18 protein-coding genes and 2 tRNA genes are annotated in these 16,581 nt (G+C 62.1%); 9 read left to right on the top strand and 11 right to left on the bottom strand.

Annotation, left to right across the window (positions count from 1 at the left end; genetic code table 11):
• Positions 1 to 40: 40 nt before the first annotated feature.
• Positions 41 to 748 carry a hypothetical protein gene (locus ACMDCR_RS18500; protein WP_413988015.1) on the bottom strand — a complete coding sequence of 236 codons (708 nt, stop codon included), beginning with the start codon at positions 746 to 748 and terminating at the stop codon, positions 41 to 43.
• Positions 749 to 1,089: 341 nt separating this feature from the next.
• Here ACMDCR_RS18500 and ACMDCR_RS18495 point away from each other — a divergent pair.
• Positions 1,090 to 1,163, top strand: a tRNA-Gln gene (locus tag ACMDCR_RS18495).
• A 234-nt stretch (positions 1,164 to 1,397) separates the two neighbouring features.
• Positions 1,398 to 1,793, top strand: coding sequence for a hypothetical protein (locus tag ACMDCR_RS18490; RefSeq protein WP_413988014.1), 396 nt, complete (start codon positions 1,398 to 1,400; stop codon positions 1,791 to 1,793).
• 85 nt (positions 1,794 to 1,878) lie between these two features.
• Here ACMDCR_RS18490 and ACMDCR_RS18485 read toward each other — a convergent pair whose 3' ends face one another.
• The 5 genes from ACMDCR_RS18485 to ACMDCR_RS18465 form a co-directional block, all read right to left on the bottom strand.
• The gene (locus ACMDCR_RS18485) at positions 1,879 to 2,808 is read right to left on the bottom strand and encodes a carbohydrate kinase family protein (protein ID WP_413988013.1); all 930 of its coding nucleotides are present in this window, start codon (positions 2,806 to 2,808) and stop codon (positions 1,879 to 1,881) included.
• A gap of 532 nt (positions 2,809 to 3,340) precedes the next feature.
• Complete coding sequence (locus tag ACMDCR_RS18480; protein ID WP_413988012.1) at positions 3,341 to 3,667, bottom strand: hypothetical protein; 327 nt, start codon at positions 3,665 to 3,667, stop codon at positions 3,341 to 3,343.
• A 178-nt stretch (positions 3,668 to 3,845) separates the two neighbouring features.
• Positions 3,846 to 4,565 (bottom strand): class I SAM-dependent methyltransferase, encoded by a 720-nt coding sequence (locus ACMDCR_RS18475; protein WP_413988011.1) that lies wholly within the window; start codon positions 4,563 to 4,565, stop codon positions 3,846 to 3,848.
• 209 nt (positions 4,566 to 4,774) lie between these two features.
• Complete coding sequence (locus ACMDCR_RS18470; protein WP_413988010.1) at positions 4,775 to 5,578, bottom strand: dienelactone hydrolase family protein; 804 nt, start codon at positions 5,576 to 5,578, stop codon at positions 4,775 to 4,777.
• 70 nt (positions 5,579 to 5,648) lie between these two features.
• Positions 5,649 to 6,560 carry an agmatinase gene (locus tag ACMDCR_RS18465; protein ID WP_413988009.1) on the bottom strand — a complete coding sequence of 304 codons (912 nt, stop codon included), beginning with the start codon at positions 6,558 to 6,560 and terminating at the stop codon, positions 5,649 to 5,651.
• A 620-nt stretch (positions 6,561 to 7,180) separates the two neighbouring features.
• Here ACMDCR_RS18465 and ACMDCR_RS18460 point away from each other — a divergent pair.
• Positions 7,181 to 7,570 (top strand): hypothetical protein, encoded by a 390-nt coding sequence (locus tag ACMDCR_RS18460; protein ID WP_413988008.1) that lies wholly within the window; start codon positions 7,181 to 7,183, stop codon positions 7,568 to 7,570.
• 223 nt (positions 7,571 to 7,793) lie between these two features.
• Here the strand turns inward: ACMDCR_RS18460 and ACMDCR_RS18455 are convergent, their stop codons facing one another.
• A complete protein-coding gene (locus ACMDCR_RS18455; RefSeq protein ID WP_413988007.1) occupies positions 7,794 to 8,573 on the bottom strand; it encodes an SDR family NAD(P)-dependent oxidoreductase in 780 nt (259 codons plus the stop codon).
• 138 nt (positions 8,574 to 8,711) lie between these two features.
• Between ACMDCR_RS18455 and ACMDCR_RS18450 the strand changes: the two genes are divergently transcribed.
• Positions 8,712 to 9,602, top strand: coding sequence for an AraC family transcriptional regulator N-terminal domain-containing protein (locus tag ACMDCR_RS18450; protein ID WP_413988006.1), 891 nt, complete (start codon positions 8,712 to 8,714; stop codon positions 9,600 to 9,602).
• 51 nt (positions 9,603 to 9,653) lie between these two features.
• Here ACMDCR_RS18450 and ACMDCR_RS18445 read toward each other — a convergent pair whose 3' ends face one another.
• Together ACMDCR_RS18445 and purU are read right to left on the bottom strand one after the other, a co-directional pair.
• A complete protein-coding gene (locus tag ACMDCR_RS18445) occupies positions 9,654 to 10,028 on the bottom strand; it encodes a hypothetical protein (RefSeq protein ID WP_413988005.1) in 375 nt (124 codons plus the stop codon).
• 280 nt (positions 10,029 to 10,308) lie between these two features.
• Entirely contained in the window at positions 10,309 to 11,193 is an 885-nt protein-coding gene (gene purU, locus ACMDCR_RS18440) for a formyltetrahydrofolate deformylase (protein WP_413988004.1), read from the bottom strand.
• Between the two features lie 425 nt (positions 11,194 to 11,618).
• Between purU and ACMDCR_RS18435 the strand changes: the two genes are divergently transcribed.
• Positions 11,619 to 11,894 carry a hypothetical protein gene (locus ACMDCR_RS18435; protein WP_413988003.1) on the top strand — a complete coding sequence of 92 codons (276 nt, stop codon included), beginning with the start codon at positions 11,619 to 11,621 and terminating at the stop codon, positions 11,892 to 11,894.
• 28 nt (positions 11,895 to 11,922) lie between these two features.
• Here ACMDCR_RS18435 and ACMDCR_RS18430 read toward each other — a convergent pair whose 3' ends face one another.
• Together ACMDCR_RS18430 and ACMDCR_RS18425 are read right to left on the bottom strand one after the other, a co-directional pair.
• Positions 11,923 to 12,102: a hypothetical protein gene (locus ACMDCR_RS18430; RefSeq protein ID WP_413988002.1), complete on the bottom strand. Its 180-nt coding sequence runs from the start codon at positions 12,100 to 12,102 to the stop codon at positions 11,923 to 11,925.
• Positions 12,103 to 12,160: 58 nt separating this feature from the next.
• Positions 12,161 to 12,250 (bottom strand) — tRNA-Ser (locus ACMDCR_RS18425).
• Between the two features lie 222 nt (positions 12,251 to 12,472).
• On the opposite strand from ACMDCR_RS18425, the gene ACMDCR_RS18420 reads away from it, so the two are divergent.
• From ACMDCR_RS18420 to ACMDCR_RS18405, 4 genes are all read left to right on the top strand, one after another.
• Positions 12,473 to 12,706 (top strand): hypothetical protein, encoded by a 234-nt coding sequence (locus ACMDCR_RS18420; RefSeq protein ID WP_413988001.1) that lies wholly within the window; start codon positions 12,473 to 12,475, stop codon positions 12,704 to 12,706.
• A 651-nt stretch (positions 12,707 to 13,357) separates the two neighbouring features.
• Positions 13,358 to 14,083, top strand: a complete 726-nt coding sequence (locus ACMDCR_RS18415) for an outer membrane protein (RefSeq protein WP_413988000.1) — start codon at positions 13,358 to 13,360, stop codon at positions 14,081 to 14,083.
• A gap of 194 nt (positions 14,084 to 14,277) precedes the next feature.
• Positions 14,278 to 15,369, top strand: a complete 1,092-nt coding sequence (locus tag ACMDCR_RS18410) for a sugar ABC transporter substrate-binding protein (protein ID WP_413987999.1) — start codon at positions 14,278 to 14,280, stop codon at positions 15,367 to 15,369.
• Between the two features lie 248 nt (positions 15,370 to 15,617).
• The gene (locus tag ACMDCR_RS18405) at positions 15,618 to 16,577 is read left to right on the top strand and encodes an ABC transporter permease (protein WP_413987998.1); all 960 of its coding nucleotides are present in this window, start codon (positions 15,618 to 15,620) and stop codon (positions 16,575 to 16,577) included.
• The last annotated feature ends 4 nt before the right edge of the window (positions 16,578 to 16,581 follow it).

Here is a 16,581-nt window from a genome sequence, read left to right as displayed (position 1 = left end):
CGTCATTCCCCTCGAGGCGGCTGCTGTTGGGGCGCAACGATCAGTGCAGCATCACGAAGCTGCCCTTGATCCGGCGCAGATGGTCGAAGCAGATCGTCGTCAGCACCGCCGTGACGGCGCTGTAGAGCAGCGTGGCAGCTTCCTGGCCGAGCATGCCGAGGAGGGGCGAGGAGCCATCGTCGAGTCCATCCGTCAGCGCGGACAAGGCCATAACCGGCAGGGTCGTCAGCAGAAACAGGCCGAAGAGCGGCCAGCGATAGCCGTCCGTCAGTTCTGCGCTGCGCTCCAGGCTCTCGACCAATCCGGTCCGCTCGACGATGCAGGCGGGCAGGGCGACATAGAGAACGCAGATCGCCATCAGGCCAGGCACGAAGAGGGCCGCAAAGCCGAGCGTCACGATCACCCCCACCAACAGGCCCGTGCCGGTGAGCACTGGCAGCGTCCACCAGGCCGCGCGTGTCGATATGGCGACGTTGAAAGGTTCGCCCTGCAACAGGCGGAAGGTTCCGAGGATGGTGGCGCCTTGAGCGAAGATCACCAGGATGATCGAGATAGGCAGCGATATGAGATAGGCCGTGGAAGCGCTTTGCGCGGAGTCGCCCGTCAGGATCAGGATCAACAGCGCCGGCAAGCTCGGCAGGGCGTTGAGCACCAGCAACCACGGCAAGCTGCGCAGGCAGATCTGGCCGGCGCTTGCGGCAACCGAGCCGATGCGGAAACCTGGGACCAGCACCGGTGTATCGACCATCCGCGCTCCTCGGGGCGACGATTCGACTCAAACCTTCGTGTGAGAGAGCAACGCCAATAAGAGCAATGCTTCCACTGAGGGCTGAACCGAGACAACCACTGGTATTGTAGCTGTTCGATTGGTCATTTTCTACTGTATCGCATGCAATTCAGGTCTCGGGCGTCGAGCCATAGATCCTTGTCCCAGCTAGGCTTTTTGAAGGGGCGGTATCTCCACTTGACAAGGGCCGGGTGGAAAACGGCACAAATCTGCGAACAAGGCTTGTCAAGCGAACTGCCATTCGCTATGCAACCCGCCTCATCGCCTCCCGGCGGCGCCCCGCGCCTCTGCTGGACGGTTGTTCGGGGATAGTTCAACGGTAGAACAGCGGACTCTGACTCCGTTAATCTTGGTTCGAATCCAGGTCCCCGAGCCAAACACTCCTTGGCGATCATATTCACACCATCACGTGCAGCGATGTTTCTTGTGACCGGCGTTCGTCGCAATGGACGCTGCGGTTCCCTGGTTACACCGCGCAACCGAACACGAATTTCGCTGTTGCCATGGCACGGAAGCGGGCGGATGATTATATTCGGTATGGTCGGTGTCAGTGGCCGCTGGCTGGCGTTGGTTTCATGCCCGAATGCGTAGTGTTCCACGAGTAAACTGAATGGCTCCGGCCTCTTCTTCAGATGCGCGCACGAAGGCCTTGGTTTTGTGGGGTTTGCGCATCCTTGTCGCGCTGATTTTTACGGCACCGGCTTTGCTGACATTGGGCGGACAGGCCGCAATGGTTCGGCAGTTCGATGCTTTTGGCTTCGGCCCCTGGTTCCGCTTCACCGTTGCCCTGGTGCAGATTATGGCAGCTCTCTTCGTCCTCTGGCCGGTCACGAGTCTAGCCGCGGCCATCGTGCTATTGCTGCTTGACGTGACGATCCTGCTTTCCGAGCTTTTCGTCGTGCATGGCGGCTTCATCCACCTCGTGCTCTTCGCCTTGCCGCTGCTCGCCCTTATCAGCGTGCAGAGCGGGCGCTTCGACAGAAGGCTGGCGGAACTGGACAAATAAGGCCCCGGGAATTGCCAAGGGACGCCATCAACGAGATCGCGCAGGCTGAACCCTAACGGCGGGAGTAGCGCCAAGGGTCTCGATATCACGCCATCTCTTGGTTCCACGGCGGGTCGGCGCCTTCGCGCGAGACCGTGATGGCGGCGGTACGGGCGGCATAGTCCATTGCTTCCTGGGCAATCTTCTCGTCGATATTCTTTACGGTGTCGACCGAGACGACATTGCGGCGCTGCAGGATGGTGAGGAGACCGCTCGAATAACTGTCGCCGGCGCCGACCGTATCGGCGACCTTCGCCACCTTGACCACCGGGCTCTTGGCAGCGAAGCCCTTGCCATAGCCCTCGGCGCCGTTGCCTCCGTCGGTGAGCACCACCAGATGGGTGCCCTTGGTCACCAGATCCTTGGCCCAGGCGCCGGGATCGATCCCGGGATAGAGCCAGAGGAGGTCGGCCTTCGAGATCTTGATGATGTCGGCGGCCTCGGTCATGCGTTTCATGCGGGCGCGATATTCATCTGCATCGCCGACGACGGTCGGACGCACATTGGGATCCATGCCCAGCACGCGCTTGCCCTTGTTGTCGAAATAAAGTTTCTCATAGGCGGAAGCGATCGGGTCGTTGATGAGAGCGACGGAGCCCGTCCAGATCATGGAGACTTCCGGACCGATGGCCGGTGCATCGCGTTCGGGCGAGAACAGGCGATTGGAGGAGGCCTCGTCGATGAAGGCATATTCCGGCTCGCCATCGCCTACCGACACGAAGGCCAGCATGGAGGAATGGCTGGAGCGGGCCACATAATGCTGGCTCACTTTGGAGCGCTTCAGGGCCGCGGCGAGATCCTCACCAAAGAAATCCGTCGACAATGCCGCGCAGAAGCCGACATCGCCGTCCAGCCGGCCGATACCAACGGCCGTGTTGAACGGGCTGCCGCCGACGACAGGGCGATAGGCATTGTGCCCGTCTACCGTTTTCACCGGCAAGAAGTCGATCAGGGCTTCACCGCAGACAAGGATCATGGGTTTCCTCACTCTAAAGGTCCGACTGCCGTTTCAACCGCCGCCAGGATGCGGCCGCCGCGGGCGAGTTCGATAATTGCTTTCATTTCGTGATGGTACCAGCGGTCGCCGTCAAGAGCTGGCTTGATTTCGGCACGGATTGCGCCGCTTTGGCCCCGGCTACATCCGTTCCATCAATCGTCACCGCCATTGGCAAACTCCGGATTTCGCCGAATTGCAAACAGACTCAGACGCCCTGGCGGACCGAGGCTGTCATCAGTTTGACGTAACAGAAGCGAGAGGAAACGCAACCATCGCTGGGAGCGCGGACACTTTCCCGGGACCGCAGGCATCATGCCTGCTGCTTGAATCGGAGCGCTGCCGGGAAGGAAGGAGACGGACAAGGACGTCCGGCTCTTGGAAATAATGCGCCACGAAGGTCGCTGCTTCGCTGGGCCCGCAATGACGGTTCCAGACACAGTTCTATCCTAAAAGTGTCCGCTCATAGGACCCGAGACCGGATCGCGAGTGCTCGATCGGCTCCAAACGACGCCTATTTCGGCGAAACGTCGCTCTCGCCACCCAGCACCAGGCCCCGGCCAAACTGGTAGTTATAGCCCGCATGGGCGCCGAAGGCAGGGGAGGCGGTGTTGTCCTGGCTCCATTTCGAATTGGCGGAGCCGGAGGAAGCGCCGCTCTGCACGCCGGCATAAAAGCCCGTCCAATCGTGCTGCTTGGACTTGGGCAAGCCCGTTTGCTTCGGTGGCAGCGGAGCGAAGGCGTTCGGAGGCGGGGCAAACTTGTCCTCGGCGAAAGCGGGACAGGCCATCAGCAGGCAGGCACCGGCCAAGATCATGGCTTTCCCGACAGTCGCAGTCATCGCATCACTCCGGCAACACAGGCTCCGCAAGGTGATGCGAAGCGCAGACTCAAGACCACCAGGAAAATGCGACCGAATAAAGATAGTACTCACGTCCCCCTTTTCGCCGGCCAGCGCCAGGAAACCCCCCCGTGGCAATCGGCGGTGATGTGTCGAGCAAGGCCATGTGGCGCCTGTGTCATCCCAAGAGGTGAGTGATCCAGCCGCCCCAGAACAGACTGGAAAAGAAGAGTTGCGGCACCCCGAAGCCGGCCTCGGCGAGCAATGTGGCGACCGCCTCGTCCGACGCGGGCGGATCGGCGCCCTCGCGGATCCTGCCGAGCTTGGCCTCGATCTCCGCCGGCCCGGCGCCGTGCATGCGCCAGCGCTCGCCCCATGCGGCGAGGAAGAGCGGCTTGCTCACATAGGCATGACGGTTGCCGGCCAGGATCAGCGGCGCACCCGGCTTAAGGCGCGGGGCGATGGCCTTCAGGATGGCACGCTTGAGTTCGTCACCGGGCAGATGATGCAGCACGCCGATCAGCGTGGCGGCGTCGTAGATCGCTTCATTGGGGAGGGTATCGACCTCGCCCAGCACAGGCGTGGTGCGCGCTTCGAAGCCAGCTTCTCCCACCGCCGCCATGGCAAGTTCGAGCATCGGCGCGGAAGGATCGACTGCAGTGAAATGCCAGAGTGGCTCCAGTCTGGCGGCACAGAGGATCTCCTGTGCCGTACCACCCGCGCCCACGGCCAGGACGTGGGCCCGCCGCCCAGGTCCGAGGTCGGCGGCGAGAAGGCAGGCCGCGAGTTCATGGCAGGCGTCGTAGCCGGCGAGGGCAATGCGGCTCTGCACGGCATATTCGCCGGCGCGAGCCGTGTCAAACTTGGCGGCGGAAGGGGAAGCGGCTGGTCCAGTCATGTCGGCTCCTTGTCGGTATTTTTCCGATAAGGGAGAGCGCCAGGAAGGTGTGAACTTATGCTGGTATGACGGATACCTGGGAGCGCTGACATCCTCGTCCGCTCGTGAACCGCTCCTGAAACAGACGGGACGCAACCCGTGCGGCCTGCGCCCCCTCGTTCATGCAATTCGTTTTTGAGAGCGGACGAGGACGTCGGCGCTCCCGGCGTTCACGATTTGGCGAACGTTTCCGCAAGCCAGGCGTGCATCATCGCGTAGGACTCCTTGGCGGCCTTGGCATCGTAGCGGCAATTACCGGTTGCGGCGGTCGCTTCGGTTTCCGTGAAGCAGTGGACGGCATGGCCTATCACGGCGAAGCGCCAGTCCGCAGGGCTGGACTTCATCTCGTCGAGGAAGGCCGGCGCCTGCGGCATGGTGCCGACATCATCGGCGCCGTTCATTGCAAGCACGCGCGCCTTGATGTTCTTGGCGAGCGCGGTATCGTCGGTGGCGAGAACGCCATGAAAGGCCACCACTGCCTTGACGTCCGCTCCGCTGCGGGCAAGGTCGAGCACCGAGGCGCCACCGAAGCAGAAGCCGATCGCAGCGAGGCGCGCAGTATCGATCGGTGCGCCGGAGGCCTGGGCCTTGAGCTGGTCGAGCGCATAATTGATGCGCTTGCGCATCAGAGCACGATCCTTGGTGAGCGGGGCGATAGCGGCCTGAGCCTCGTCGTCGTTCTTGGGCCTGACAGAGGCACCATACATGTCGGTGAGCAGGATCACGTAGTCCCCGCCGGCGATCATCTCCGCCTTCTTGATGGCGATATCGGTGACGCCATACCAGTTGGGCACCATCACCAGGCCCGGACGCCTGGCCGAGCCGGCGTCGTCATAGACGAGATAGCTGTGAAAGGCGGTGCCATCGAGCGTCCAGTCGACGGGCTTGGCGACCATCTTGGCGAGAGCGGGCTGTGCCATAGCCGCAGCCGCGAGCGCCATGAGGGCGAATAGAAACCGATGAATCAAGCGCATGATGAAATCCTCTGAGCGGATCTGAAAAGGTTCGCGCGGCATCGGCATCATGCACGGGCCCATCGCCGGTTCAAACCTGGCGGACGATACGTCCGATCACATTGACGAGAAGGCGCGCCGCCGTGAGTGCCGTGATGCCGCCGATATCCGCGGGCGTGTGGAACTCGATGAGGTCGAAGCCGGCGATGCGGCCGCGCCGGCTCGCCCCCTCGATCAGCCCGATCGCCTGTAGATAGGTCAGTCCGCCCGGCGTGCGGCCGGCCACCCCCGGCATCACGCTGGGGTCGAGCCCGTCGCAGTCCAGGGTTACAACCACTCGCGCGCCCGCGGGTATGTGCCTGAGGGCAGTCTCGATGCCCTCGGCATGAATCTCCTGCGCCGTGACGAGATGCGCCCCCCAGCGCCTGGCGGTTTCGACCTCCTGCGGCCGGGCGCTGCCGACGCCGCGGATCCCGGCCTGCACGATACCGGCGACGTGCGGCATCTCGCTCGCCCGGCGCATGGTGCTGGAATAGCCCAGTGGTTCTCCATAGCGTTCATCACGCCAGTCGATATGGGCATCGATCTGCAGAATCCAGATCGGCCCGTGGCCGGCAAAGCCGGTGAAAAACGGGATCGGCACTGAATCATCGCCCCCGATCATCATCGGCACAGCGCCGGCGGTGAGGATGGCGCGGGTCTTCTCCTCGATCAGCCTGCGGTTGCCGGCATTGTCATGAGGCAAGGTCGGGAGGTCGCCGGCATCGATGCACGAGGGCTCCTTGCCCTCGAACAGCGGGCCGCCAAGGTCGAAGTCCCAGCTGTCGAGGAATTGCGCATCGTCCTGGCTGGCGGCACGGATAGCGGCTGGAGTGCCGGCAAAGCCCGAAGAGTCCGCACCGGGATACGTGCTGCCGTGCGGCGCGCCGAACAATACGATACCTGGCCTGGCGCCGTTGGGCAGGTGATCGGGAAAGTCGAGAAAGCCGGGATGTGGGGACATGGCAGGGATCCTGGTCGTGGGGAAGCGTGTCGAACTCTTGGTTGACATTCTAGAAACGCCGAGTTCTCGCGAAAGGGCAATGTCGACAGCACCACATTGGCCCTGCCCGTGGCTTTGGAGGTCGGCACCTCTCACAGATCGCCCTGTCGATCATCCCAGGGGGAAAGCCGGAAGCCTTGATCTTCTCGATAACTGGGAGGGCGGACTTCCAGTCTACTCTTGGAAACCGTGCACTTAACACAACGGGACCGACGACTTCGTGTCTCGCTGCCGCCTTGCTCGGATGTTGCCGGCGGGGCAGACTGATCACTGTGCAACAGCCAAAAAAAACCAGCTCTCTCCTGAGAGCTGGGCTGGGACAGACACGTTCCCTTGATAACGATGCCCCCGGTTGGGTGAGGTACACCGACGCCGACATTGCTAGCTGGCAATTGGCTAACCGCGTGTTTCCGGGGGAACAAGGCTTCGGGCCTTGGCTTGGAAAGCGGGGCCGCTGGAACTGCGCGCGCCTCCGCATGGTTCACGGGCCGGACGAAATTGCCTGCCCGGTTGGCATGTGCTGCGTCTTGTGCCAGCGCTGTTCTTCGCGCAATTTCGAACCTTGAGCTGGAGGAAACGCGATGCGCAGGATCATGTTGGGAGTAGCAGTCGGAGTGCTGGGGCTGGCCTTCGCCACGGTGGCGATGGCCCAGGACGCCCAGAAACCGTCCGGCATGACGCTTGAGGATCTGCAGAAGACGATCCAGGCACAAAGCGCAGAGATCGCAGCTCTGCAGCAATCGGTGAACGCCCTGGCGGCCGCCAACAAGGCACCGAAATCGCTTCTTCTCGTGAACGGCTATCCCAGGACCTTCGATCTCGACCACAGTGCCGCGATGCGCACGACGACGCGCAAGGATGCCGGCGACATCTGCCACAGCCGCCTGGGCACGGGCGCCTTTGCCACCGGGCTGGAACAGGTCTCGCCGACTCAGGTGATCTTCACCTGCGAGGTGCCGGAGACGCCATAGGCGCCTATGCCGTCTTCGAAGCCTGGGTCAAAAATCGCAGCAGAACTGGGTGAGGCTCCGTTTTTGTAGTGACCGGGCTTGTCTCGGGCATCCAGCCGCGCCTCCATTCCGGCTGTCGCGTACCGTGGATCACCGGGACCGCCCGGCGACGATAAGAGGAGCGGGGGTTCCTGGACTTTTTCGATCGCGTTCCGCAGACCGGCACAGCGATTGGCGTGGCCTCCTAAATTATCATGCCGCCGGCGACTTCGATGCGCTGGGCATTGACCCAACGATTGTCGTCCGAAAGCAGGGAGGCGACCATCGGGCCGATGTCGTCGGGCTGGCCAACGCGGCCAAGAGCGGTCGCCTCGGCAACGCGCTTGTTGACTTCGGGGTTGTCGCGCACCATGCCGCCACTGAAGTCGGTCGCGATGGCGCCGGGGGCGACGGTGTTGACGGCGATACCGCGCGGCCCAAGCTCCTTGGCGAGATAGCGGGTGAGCACTTCCACCGCCCCCTTCATCGAGGCGTAGGCGCTGCTGCCCGGAAAAGCGACGCGTGTGAGTCCGCTTGAGACATTCACGATGCGTCCGCCATCCTTGAGCAGCGGCAGCAGCTTCTGGGTCAGGAAGTACACGCCCTTGAAATGGACATTGTAGAGCGCGTCGAGCTCAGCCTCGCTGGTCTTGTCGAAGGCGTTGTGATGAGACGTGCCGGCATTGTTGACGAGAAAGGCGAAGCGCTCGGTGCCAAGGTCCGTCAGCGCCATGCGCACGGCTTCGACAAAGGCATCGAAGGAGGCGATTTTGCCGGTATCGAGTTGCAGGGCAGTGGCCCTTGCGCCCGCTTGCTGGGCGGCGGCCACCACCTTGTCGGCTTCTGCCCGATTGGCGTGATAGGTGAAGATCGAATGAACGCCGCGCCGGGCGAGATTCAGCACGGTGTTGCGGCCGAGCCCGCGGCTGCCGCCGGTGACGATGGCGACCTTGAAGCTTGAAGAGACTGTGTTTTCTGCTGCCATGGCAAGCTCCTGATGTGGCATTCGTTGGCCCGCAGGATAGTCGTCGCCGGGTTGGCGTGAATGCCGGAACTCTCCTGCTTCTTGCCTATTCCTGCTCTCGGATCTATCAGTCAGCTGATATCGCAACGAGGAAGCGCCATGCCGGATGAGCTTCTGGAAGCTGTCAGCCGCTACACGGCCCGCCAGGCGGGAGAGAGCCCCTTCGTCACTGACATCGACGGCCTGGTGATCCTGCGTTCGAACCATGAGAGGCGGCCGTCTCATATCATCCTCAAGCCGGCCCTCTGTGTCGTCGTTCAAGGTGCCAAATGGACGAGCTTCGGAGAGCGGCGCTTCGAATACCGGGCTGGACAGGCACTGGTGGTGAGCGTGGAAATGCCGGCCTTCGGCCGTGTCACCGAGGCGAGCCCCGAGGAGCCCTTCCTCGGCCTGGTTATCGAACTCGACCCCGGTACCATGCGTGAGGTCCTCGAGAGCCTGGATACGCCACCCATTGGTGGGAGCAAGATCCGGCATGGCGTGTACGTCACCGATTTCGACGAGGCGCTGGCCGATTGCGTATTGCGTGCCGTGCGCCTGCTCCAAACGCCCAAGGCGATCGCAATGCTCTATCCAGCCATCATGCGGGAAATCTGCTACTGGCTGCTCACGGGGCCCCACGGCGCGGATGTGGCGCGCATGACGCTGGCGAGCAACCACGCCTATCGGGTGATCAATGCCATTCATGCGCTGCGCGAGCGTTTCGCGCAGGCCGTGCGCATCGAGGAACTGGCAGCCATCGCCCAGCTAAGCCCCTCGGCCTTTCACCGCCAGTTCAAGGCGCTGACCGCGATGACGCCGCTGCAATATCAGAAGCAGTTGCGGCTGGTCGAGGCCCGCCGACTGATGGTGACAAAGGCCGCGAACGTCGAGACGGCCGCCTTCGAGGTCGGCTATGAGAGCCCCTCGCAGTTCAGCCGCGAATATGCCCGCATGTTCGGCACGCCGCCCCGGCGGGACGTGGCCGCCCTGAGACTGGCGGCAGCCTGACCCGATCGGCAAGCGGAGTGTCCAACGCCGAGGCTAGCCGTCGCTGTCCGTTCAGGCTGGTTCGGGCGGGGCTTGCTCATCGCTGACATCCGAGGAATAGGCGCGCAGCACGGCGGCGAGCAGGGCGCGCGGTGCTGTGCTCGCTTTGCCGTGAACTTCGGCGTCCACACCCTGGCCCCGGCCGAGTAGGACCTCGTACGTGGAGGGCCGCGAGCCCGTCACGATCGAAGAGAGACTCATTGTCGGCCAGTGCGGCAACAGCCGCATGTGCAGCGCCTCAACCGCGTCGAGCGAAATCGTGAAGGAGGGGATCGAGCGACCTCGCTCGCCCGTGAGCTTGGCCACCATCTTTTCGATGCCCCAGTCGAATCCGTCCCCCTGTTCAACGATATCAGCCAGGACGAGCAGATCGTGCTTCACGCTCATGCGTCCAGCCTCCCGGGCGGCCGGGAGCAGCGACGGGCGATTCCGACAAGCATGGGCGGGCCCTCTCCAGCAGAATTCCGGGCGCCGACTTCCCTCCGACGCCATATGGCGCCCGTTGTCGCAATTGGGTGTTTCTGTTGTTTTTCCCCTTTGGCGTTCGCCTTCACGAAGTTGGCATATCGGTCGCCATCGTCGCGCGCTCCTGGTGGGAAGGCGCGCTATGAAAAAGGCAAGGGGACTTAAGGATGGACGCCCGAGTCCTTCGCGGCCGAGCCCGCCCCTATCCCATGCGCTCGGAGGCGTAGCTGCCGGGGCTCGCCGGGAACACCACCGTGCGGTTGCCGTCGATGAAGGTGCGGTGATGGATATGGGCGTGGATCGCCCGCGCCAGGACCTGTGCTTCGACGTCACGGCCGAGGGAGACATAGTCCTCCGGGCTCTGGGCGTGGGTGACGCGAACGGTGTCCTGCTCGATGATCGGGCCTTCGTCGAGGTCGTCGGTGACGTAGTGGGCGGTGGCGCCGATCAGTTTCACGCCGCGCTCGTAAGCCTGCTTATAGGGGTTGGCGCCCTTGAAGGAGGGCAGGAAAGAGTGGTGGATGTTGATGATCCGCCCCGACATCGCCTTACACAGATCCTCCGACAACACCTGCATGTAGCGCGCCAGCACGATGAGTTCGGTACCGCTTTGCTTCACCAGGTCCATCAGCTGGGCTTCGGCCTGCGGCTTATTTTCCTTCGTTACCTTGATGTAGTGAAAGGGGATGTCCTGGTTCACCACCAGCTTCTGGTAGTCGAGATGGTTTGATACCACCCCCACAATGTCGATCGGCAGGCCGCCGATACGCCAGCGATAGAGCAGGTCGTTGAGGCAGTGACCGAAGCGCGAGACCATCAGCATCACCTTCATGCGCTTGGCCGCGTCGTAGAGCGCTACCTCCAGGCCGAAACGCTCGATGATCGGCTGCAGCCCTTCCAGCAAAGCCTCGCGGCCCAGGCCTTCCTGGGACTGGATCGAGATGCGCATGAAGAACCTGTCGGAATCGAGTGCATCGAATTGCGAGGCGTCCACGAGATTGCAACCCTTTTCGGCCAGATAGCCGGAAAGCGCCGCAACGATGCCCCGTGTCGACTGGCACGATACCGTCAGGATGTAACTGTTCACGTCCAATGCTCCACTTTCAGGCAGAATGCCTGTTCACTGATAATTAAAGACGCATGACCGCGCAGGCGCCGGCAACGGCCTAGAGCGCATGGCTGTCCTGTGCCGAAGGGCGGCCTCTTCTGGCAAGAAGCGTACCAGTGCCCCTTCGAGGTTGAAGCTCGTTTGCAACGGGCTTTCGCCGATTTCCGTCAAGGGATGATGACGGAGACATGAGACCGCTGACACCGTCGTTCGGTGGGGGATGGACGCCGGCGGGAGGCCATATGCAGTGGCGACAACCCATCTCTAATCCCTGGCCGGATCGATCGCTCCGGCTCGAATGGTTACATCGCCATTCGCCTCCATGTTGGCCATTCTTCAAAATCACGCTCACGTCACGCTGATAATACGTTGTCGCGGGTGTCTATTTGGCGCTGGCGGTCATTATGAACGGCATTGACTATGATGAGGCCGTTAAGCTCGTAGCGCCGGGGGAAGACGGGGGCGGACCGGAGCGTTGGGGCGCCATGCAATGGGGCGGCACGGCGCATGAAATGCCCCTTTGGCAAGCCGTTCGAACCGTGATTATCGACTGGGCCGACTCCCGCCGGCAGCACGCCGCCCAAATCATCCGGGAACGCGGGACCTCATTGATGAATCTGGCAGCGATTCGGGCGATCTATGATCGGGATGATTTCCCGACCAGGGAACAATGCGAATGATGTCTCGTCGTCACTGCTTCACGCGGGCTTATTTTCTCGCGCGTGAAAACAGGAGAAGGGCCGCGCTGCAGGCTGATGCCGAGGTCACGAAATAGAACCACATGGCACCCGACGAGTCTTCGGCCACAACAGCTTCGATGATACCCGCCACGCCCATGACGAAGCAAAGTCCCAGCAGGCACAAGGCTCCGATCTCGCTATGATTCATGGCTACGCACTTCCAGTCTCCCGCCCGAAGCGCCGAACGTGCAATTGTATCGTATTGTTGGCGGAAGGGGTGGGATTCGAACCCACGGTAGAGTTGCCCCTACGACGGTTTTCAAGACCGTTGCCTTAAACCACTCGGCCACCCTTCCTTCCCGCAATGGGCAGGCAACGGGGTCTAGCAGAGCCGGGCGTGGCGTCAAGAGGGGGCGGTGGAGTTCCGGAGGCACAGTCCTTGTCGATTACGTTTCCATTGCCTGAAGGAGGATGTGCGCCAGGGCTCAGGTGAGGGCGCCGACTTTCCCCACAGGAGGCACTCTATGTCGTCTTAGTTTCACTTGGTCGCTCCATAGTCCGACGTGGGAGGAATGGTCATGCAGGACGAAGATCTGGAACTCGATCAGTTGCAGGGGGCCTACAAGGCTGCGGTCGAGGAATGGATAACCGCCATCCGGCACGAAGAGGAACTGGCCTCAGTCAATCACTCGGTTGCCGAGATCGACCTCTGGGAGGAGGCGCACAATCAGGAAGACGAAGTCCGCAACAAGGTTCTGGCCGCCAAGAAGGACTACGAAGACGCGCTGCGGAAGAAATTTTTCGGGTTCTGATATCCGCGCTCCCCGGGGAATTTCGCCGCCTCGGCTCTCGTCCTCTCGGCCAGCAGTCTCGCGCGGGTTTCGAGGGCATCGAACTCCATGACATCCTGCCAGCCCTGGATGTGGATGAGGTTGCGGATCGGCTCCATCATCGCCTAGGGAACTTCGGGCAGCGGCTACGCGCCGCGATCGCCCCAGTGGACGGCGTTCGTTTCAGCAAAGCTCGACTCGGGTGGCTCTCGCGCGAATGCTGGTGCAGCGCCGGAGGGGAAGATCTGGCTTCGGCAAACGACGCGGCGACAGCTGCTATGTCCGCTCGACTGATTTAAGATTCGGTTGGATACCGGTCATGCACCGGGCTCCCCATGACAGAGCGGAGAATCACTGCGAAGAGTCTTTGCCATGCGGTTTTCCAATTCGGAGAAACCCTGTCGCCGAAAAGATTGGCGATTGGTAAACTGTAGTGGCGTGCCATCGTCAACTCGGCACGGAATATAGGTTCTTCTGTAGCTAAAATGACGCTACGCTGTGAAAAGAGCACATTTACGTGGCAGACGCTTTGACTTCGCCACGGCGCCTCACATTATAATAACTCGATAATTTATAGTTCCAGCGACCGCAGCAAAAGGGCAATTCCAGCGGCCTTGGAAGTGAGGGATAATAATGCTCAAGAATTTGCATGCAACGACGGTTTTGGTTGTCGCGTTCGCGGGGATTCTGGCGGCTGGCACCGGCACGTCGGCCGTAGCCGCCGATCTCGCGCTGAAGCCTTCGGAGCCGGCTGCCGTCGTCACTCCGTTTGACTGGACTGGGCCCTATGTCGGCCTGCATGCCGGTTACGGCTGGGGCCGCGAGCATGACGATCTCAGCACCCTGGCCGGGGCGCCACCTCCAGTTGTTATTATTCCTCCGTTGGCCGACCATTTCGACGCCAACGGCTTCATCGGCGGCGCGCACGCTGGCTACAACTACGAGTTCCCCAGCCAGTTTGTGATCGGTGTCGAGGGTGACATCGACTATTCAGACCTCAATGGCTCGCAACGCTTCACCACGCCAGCGCCCGGCGGCAAGATGAAGTTCAACACCGACTGGCAGGCCTCAGCCCGCCTGCGCGCCGGCTACGCTATCGACAATCTGCTGCTTTACGTCACAGGCGGCGCTGCCTTCGCGGGCGCCCAGGTGAAAGTCAATGGTCCAAGCGATGATAATAACCATGTCGGCTGGACCGTGGGCGGCGGCGTCGAATATGCCTTCACGCCAAACTGGATCGGCCGCGTCGAGGTGCGCTACAGCGACTTCAACAAGGAGCGCTACAGCACCTCCTTCGGCAAGGTGCGCGTCGACTTCAACGAAACCACGGCCACCTTGGGTATCAGCTACAAGTTCTGATCACTCCTTTTCAGGCCGATAATAGTCCGAGAGCCCGCCGCCCTTCAGGGTGGTGGGCTTTTTCATGTTTCAGGACGCCATAGCTTGCTTGACATAATTAAATTCATCAATTTAATTAAAGGCGCTGATATGGAACCGGGCATTCTCGCCAGGGTGCCCCTCAGGCCAAAAAATAAACCAGGAGGAAACGACCGATGGCTTCCAGCCTCGATTTCATGCGGGCGGCGATGATCGAGCGCCGCAAATTTCTGATCGGTTCGGCTCTGGCCGCGGGATCGCTGATCCTGCCGGCCGGCGCGCGCAAGGCCTTCGCGGCCACGGACCTGCAATTCGCCAGCTCGATCCGCTCCCTTTCCAACGCCTTCCACGTCTCCTGGGACAAGGGCTCCCAGGCCTATGCTGCCACTGTGGGCGCTACCTACGGGGCACTGGTCACCGAGGGTAACAGCGAGAAGGGCATCGCCGACGTCAAGGCATTGCTCGCCAAGGTCGGCAACAAGCTCGTGCTCGGCGTGGATCCCAATGACGTTCCGGACGCTCGCCCCATCGTCGAGGCCGTGGCCAAGTCCGGTGGCCATGTCGTGACCGTCTGGAACAAGCCGGATGACCTGCATCCCTGGGATTTCGGCGATAACTACGTTGCGCACTTCTCCTTCAACGGCGTGCCGGCCGGAGAGCAGACCGCCAAGGCTCTGTTCGACACTTTCGGCGGCGAAGGAGGCATAGTGGCGCTGGGCGGCATCGCCTCCAACGCGCCGGCCATCCAGCGCAAGCAGGGCCTGATGAATGCCATCAAGGCCAATGGCAAGGTCGAGCTGCTCGACTTCCAGGATGCCGACTGGGATTCCACCAAGGCCAACAATGTCGTCTCTGCCTGGATCACCCGCTTCGGCGACAAGATCAAGGGTGTCTGGGCGGCCAATGACGGCATGGCCATGGGCGCTCTCGAAGCCCTTCGCGCCGAAGGACTGGCCGGCAAGGTGCAGGTCAGCGGCGTCGACGGCACCAAGGACGCAGTGACCGCCATCAAGAACAAGGAGATGGCGGCTACGGTCGACTGGAATCCCTACTGGATCGGCGGCTATGCGCTCTCGCTCGGCTACCATGCCGCGACGGGCGCCTTCACGCCCTCCAAGGAGCCGAAGGAACATCGCGAGTTCTACGGTACGGGCGTGCTTATCACCCAGGCCGATGTCGATGCCTACTGGAAAAGCAATATCGACTCCACGCCCACGATCGACTGGAATGATCTGTGGGGCAAGGTGACGGGAGGGATTCCTGCGTGACCTGATGCCTCGGCCTGATGAGCCCAGGCCGAGGCCGCTTGCGGCCTTGTCACGCCCGGATTCCGGGCATCCAACCAACCGTCCCTCCCAACGGGAGGCAGGATCGCCGGAGCAGCCGGCAGTGATGAGGCCGCAGCACCAGGTGTGCCGACCTCCAGGTCGGCATTGAAACGGGGCACCCGTTAAAAGAGATGCCGACCTTGAGATCGGCACACCGAATTTTCCGCCTCAAGCCGAGAAGTCAGCGAATGGCGATTTCCAAGCAGACCATCGTCAAGGCCGCGCCGGTTCTCGTGCTGATCGGGCTGTGCATCGGCATTTCCCTCATCGACTCGCAGTTCCTGTCGCTGAGCAATCTCATCCGGGTGGCCTCCGCTGCGTCGGCGCCACTGGTGCTCGCGCTTGGTGTGACCTTCATCATCCTTATGGGCTCGATCGATCTCTCCATCGAGGGCTCGATGGCCTTCACGTCCGCGGTGCTTTGCGCCTTCGTTGCCAACTCCACGGGCAGCGGCATTCCGCTCGGCCTGTTCTGCGTGCCTGTGGCGCTGGTGGCAGCCGCTCTGTTCGGCTGCATCGTCGGTGCCATTCACGTCTACATGAGCGTGCCGTCCTTCATGGTCAGCCTCGGCATGGGCTTCGTCGGGACGGGCCTTGCTACCGTGCTCCTCGGCGGCGAGCGCGTCACGATCCTCGACCAGAATGTACGAGCCCTTGCGCTAGGTCGATGGTTCGATGTTCCCATCGCCGTCTATATCGCGCTGCTCATGCTCGCCGTTGCCTGGTTCATCCAGGACCATACCCGTATCGGCCGCCACATCATGGCGCTTGGCGGCGGCGAAGATCTCGCGAGGGCTTCTGGCGTCAGTACCCGCCGCGTGCGCCTGATGGCCTTCACCATTGCCGGCGCTTTCTTCGGCGTCGGCGCCGTGCTCGCCTGCGCCCGCCTCGGCGCCGGCAGTGCGTTGATCGGCAGCGGCCAGCTCTTTACCGCGGTGAGCTCCGTGGTGGTCGGTGGCACCGCACTCACGGGCGGCAAGGGCGGCGTGTTCAACACGCTTATCGGTGTGCTTATCGTCATGGTGCTGAACAACGGCATGATTATCATCGGCCTGCCGACGTTCGTGCAGCAGGGCGTGCTCGGGCTCGTCATCATCGTCGCCGTGCTGTTGAATTCGCCTGTCCGCTCCTTCGCCGTGGTGAAGTGAGGCG

Origin of the sequence: Labrys okinawensis (genome assembly GCF_047345005.1) — a bacterium.
Classification (GTDB): Bacteria; Pseudomonadota; Alphaproteobacteria; order Rhizobiales; family Labraceae; genus Labrys; species Labrys okinawensis.
This window is presented reverse-complemented; position numbering and strand designations above follow the sequence as displayed.

Bases quoted from the DNA above. Each gene is read 5' to 3' on its own strand.
- ACMDCR_RS18500 (WP_413988015.1), bottom strand. From the start codon at position 748: ATGGTCGATACACCGGTGCTGGTCCCAGGTTTCCGCATCGGCTCGGTT.
- ACMDCR_RS18490 (WP_413988014.1), top strand. From the start codon at position 1,398: ATGGCTCCGGCCTCTTCTTCAGATGCGCGCACGAAGGCCTTGGTTTTG.
- ACMDCR_RS18485 (WP_413988013.1), bottom strand. From the start codon at position 2,808: ATGATCCTTGTCTGCGGTGAAGCCCTGATCGACTTCTTGCCGGTGAAA.
- ACMDCR_RS18480 (WP_413988012.1), bottom strand. From the start codon at position 3,667: ATGACTGCGACTGTCGGGAAAGCCATGATCTTGGCCGGTGCCTGCCTG.
- ACMDCR_RS18475 (WP_413988011.1), bottom strand. From the start codon at position 4,565: ATGACTGGACCAGCCGCTTCCCCTTCCGCCGCCAAGTTTGACACGGCT.
- ACMDCR_RS18470 (WP_413988010.1), bottom strand. From the start codon at position 5,578: ATGCGCTTGATTCATCGGTTTCTATTCGCCCTCATGGCGCTCGCGGCT.
- ACMDCR_RS18465 (WP_413988009.1), bottom strand. From the start codon at position 6,560: ATGTCCCCACATCCCGGCTTTCTCGACTTTCCCGATCACCTGCCCAAC.
- ACMDCR_RS18460 (WP_413988008.1), top strand. From the start codon at position 7,181: ATGCGCAGGATCATGTTGGGAGTAGCAGTCGGAGTGCTGGGGCTGGCC.
- ACMDCR_RS18455 (WP_413988007.1), bottom strand. From the start codon at position 8,573: ATGGCAGCAGAAAACACAGTCTCTTCAAGCTTCAAGGTCGCCATCGTC.
- ACMDCR_RS18450 (WP_413988006.1), top strand. From the start codon at position 8,712: ATGCCGGATGAGCTTCTGGAAGCTGTCAGCCGCTACACGGCCCGCCAG.
- ACMDCR_RS18445 (WP_413988005.1), bottom strand. From the start codon at position 10,028: ATGAGCGTGAAGCACGATCTGCTCGTCCTGGCTGATATCGTTGAACAG.
- ACMDCR_RS18435 (WP_413988003.1), top strand. From the start codon at position 11,619: ATGAACGGCATTGACTATGATGAGGCCGTTAAGCTCGTAGCGCCGGGG.
- ACMDCR_RS18430 (WP_413988002.1), bottom strand. From the start codon at position 12,102: ATGAATCATAGCGAGATCGGAGCCTTGTGCCTGCTGGGACTTTGCTTC.
- ACMDCR_RS18420 (WP_413988001.1), top strand. From the start codon at position 12,473: ATGCAGGACGAAGATCTGGAACTCGATCAGTTGCAGGGGGCCTACAAG.
- ACMDCR_RS18415 (WP_413988000.1), top strand. From the start codon at position 13,358: ATGCTCAAGAATTTGCATGCAACGACGGTTTTGGTTGTCGCGTTCGCG.
- ACMDCR_RS18410 (WP_413987999.1), top strand. From the start codon at position 14,278: ATGGCTTCCAGCCTCGATTTCATGCGGGCGGCGATGATCGAGCGCCGC.
- ACMDCR_RS18405 (WP_413987998.1), top strand. From the start codon at position 15,618: ATGGCGATTTCCAAGCAGACCATCGTCAAGGCCGCGCCGGTTCTCGTG.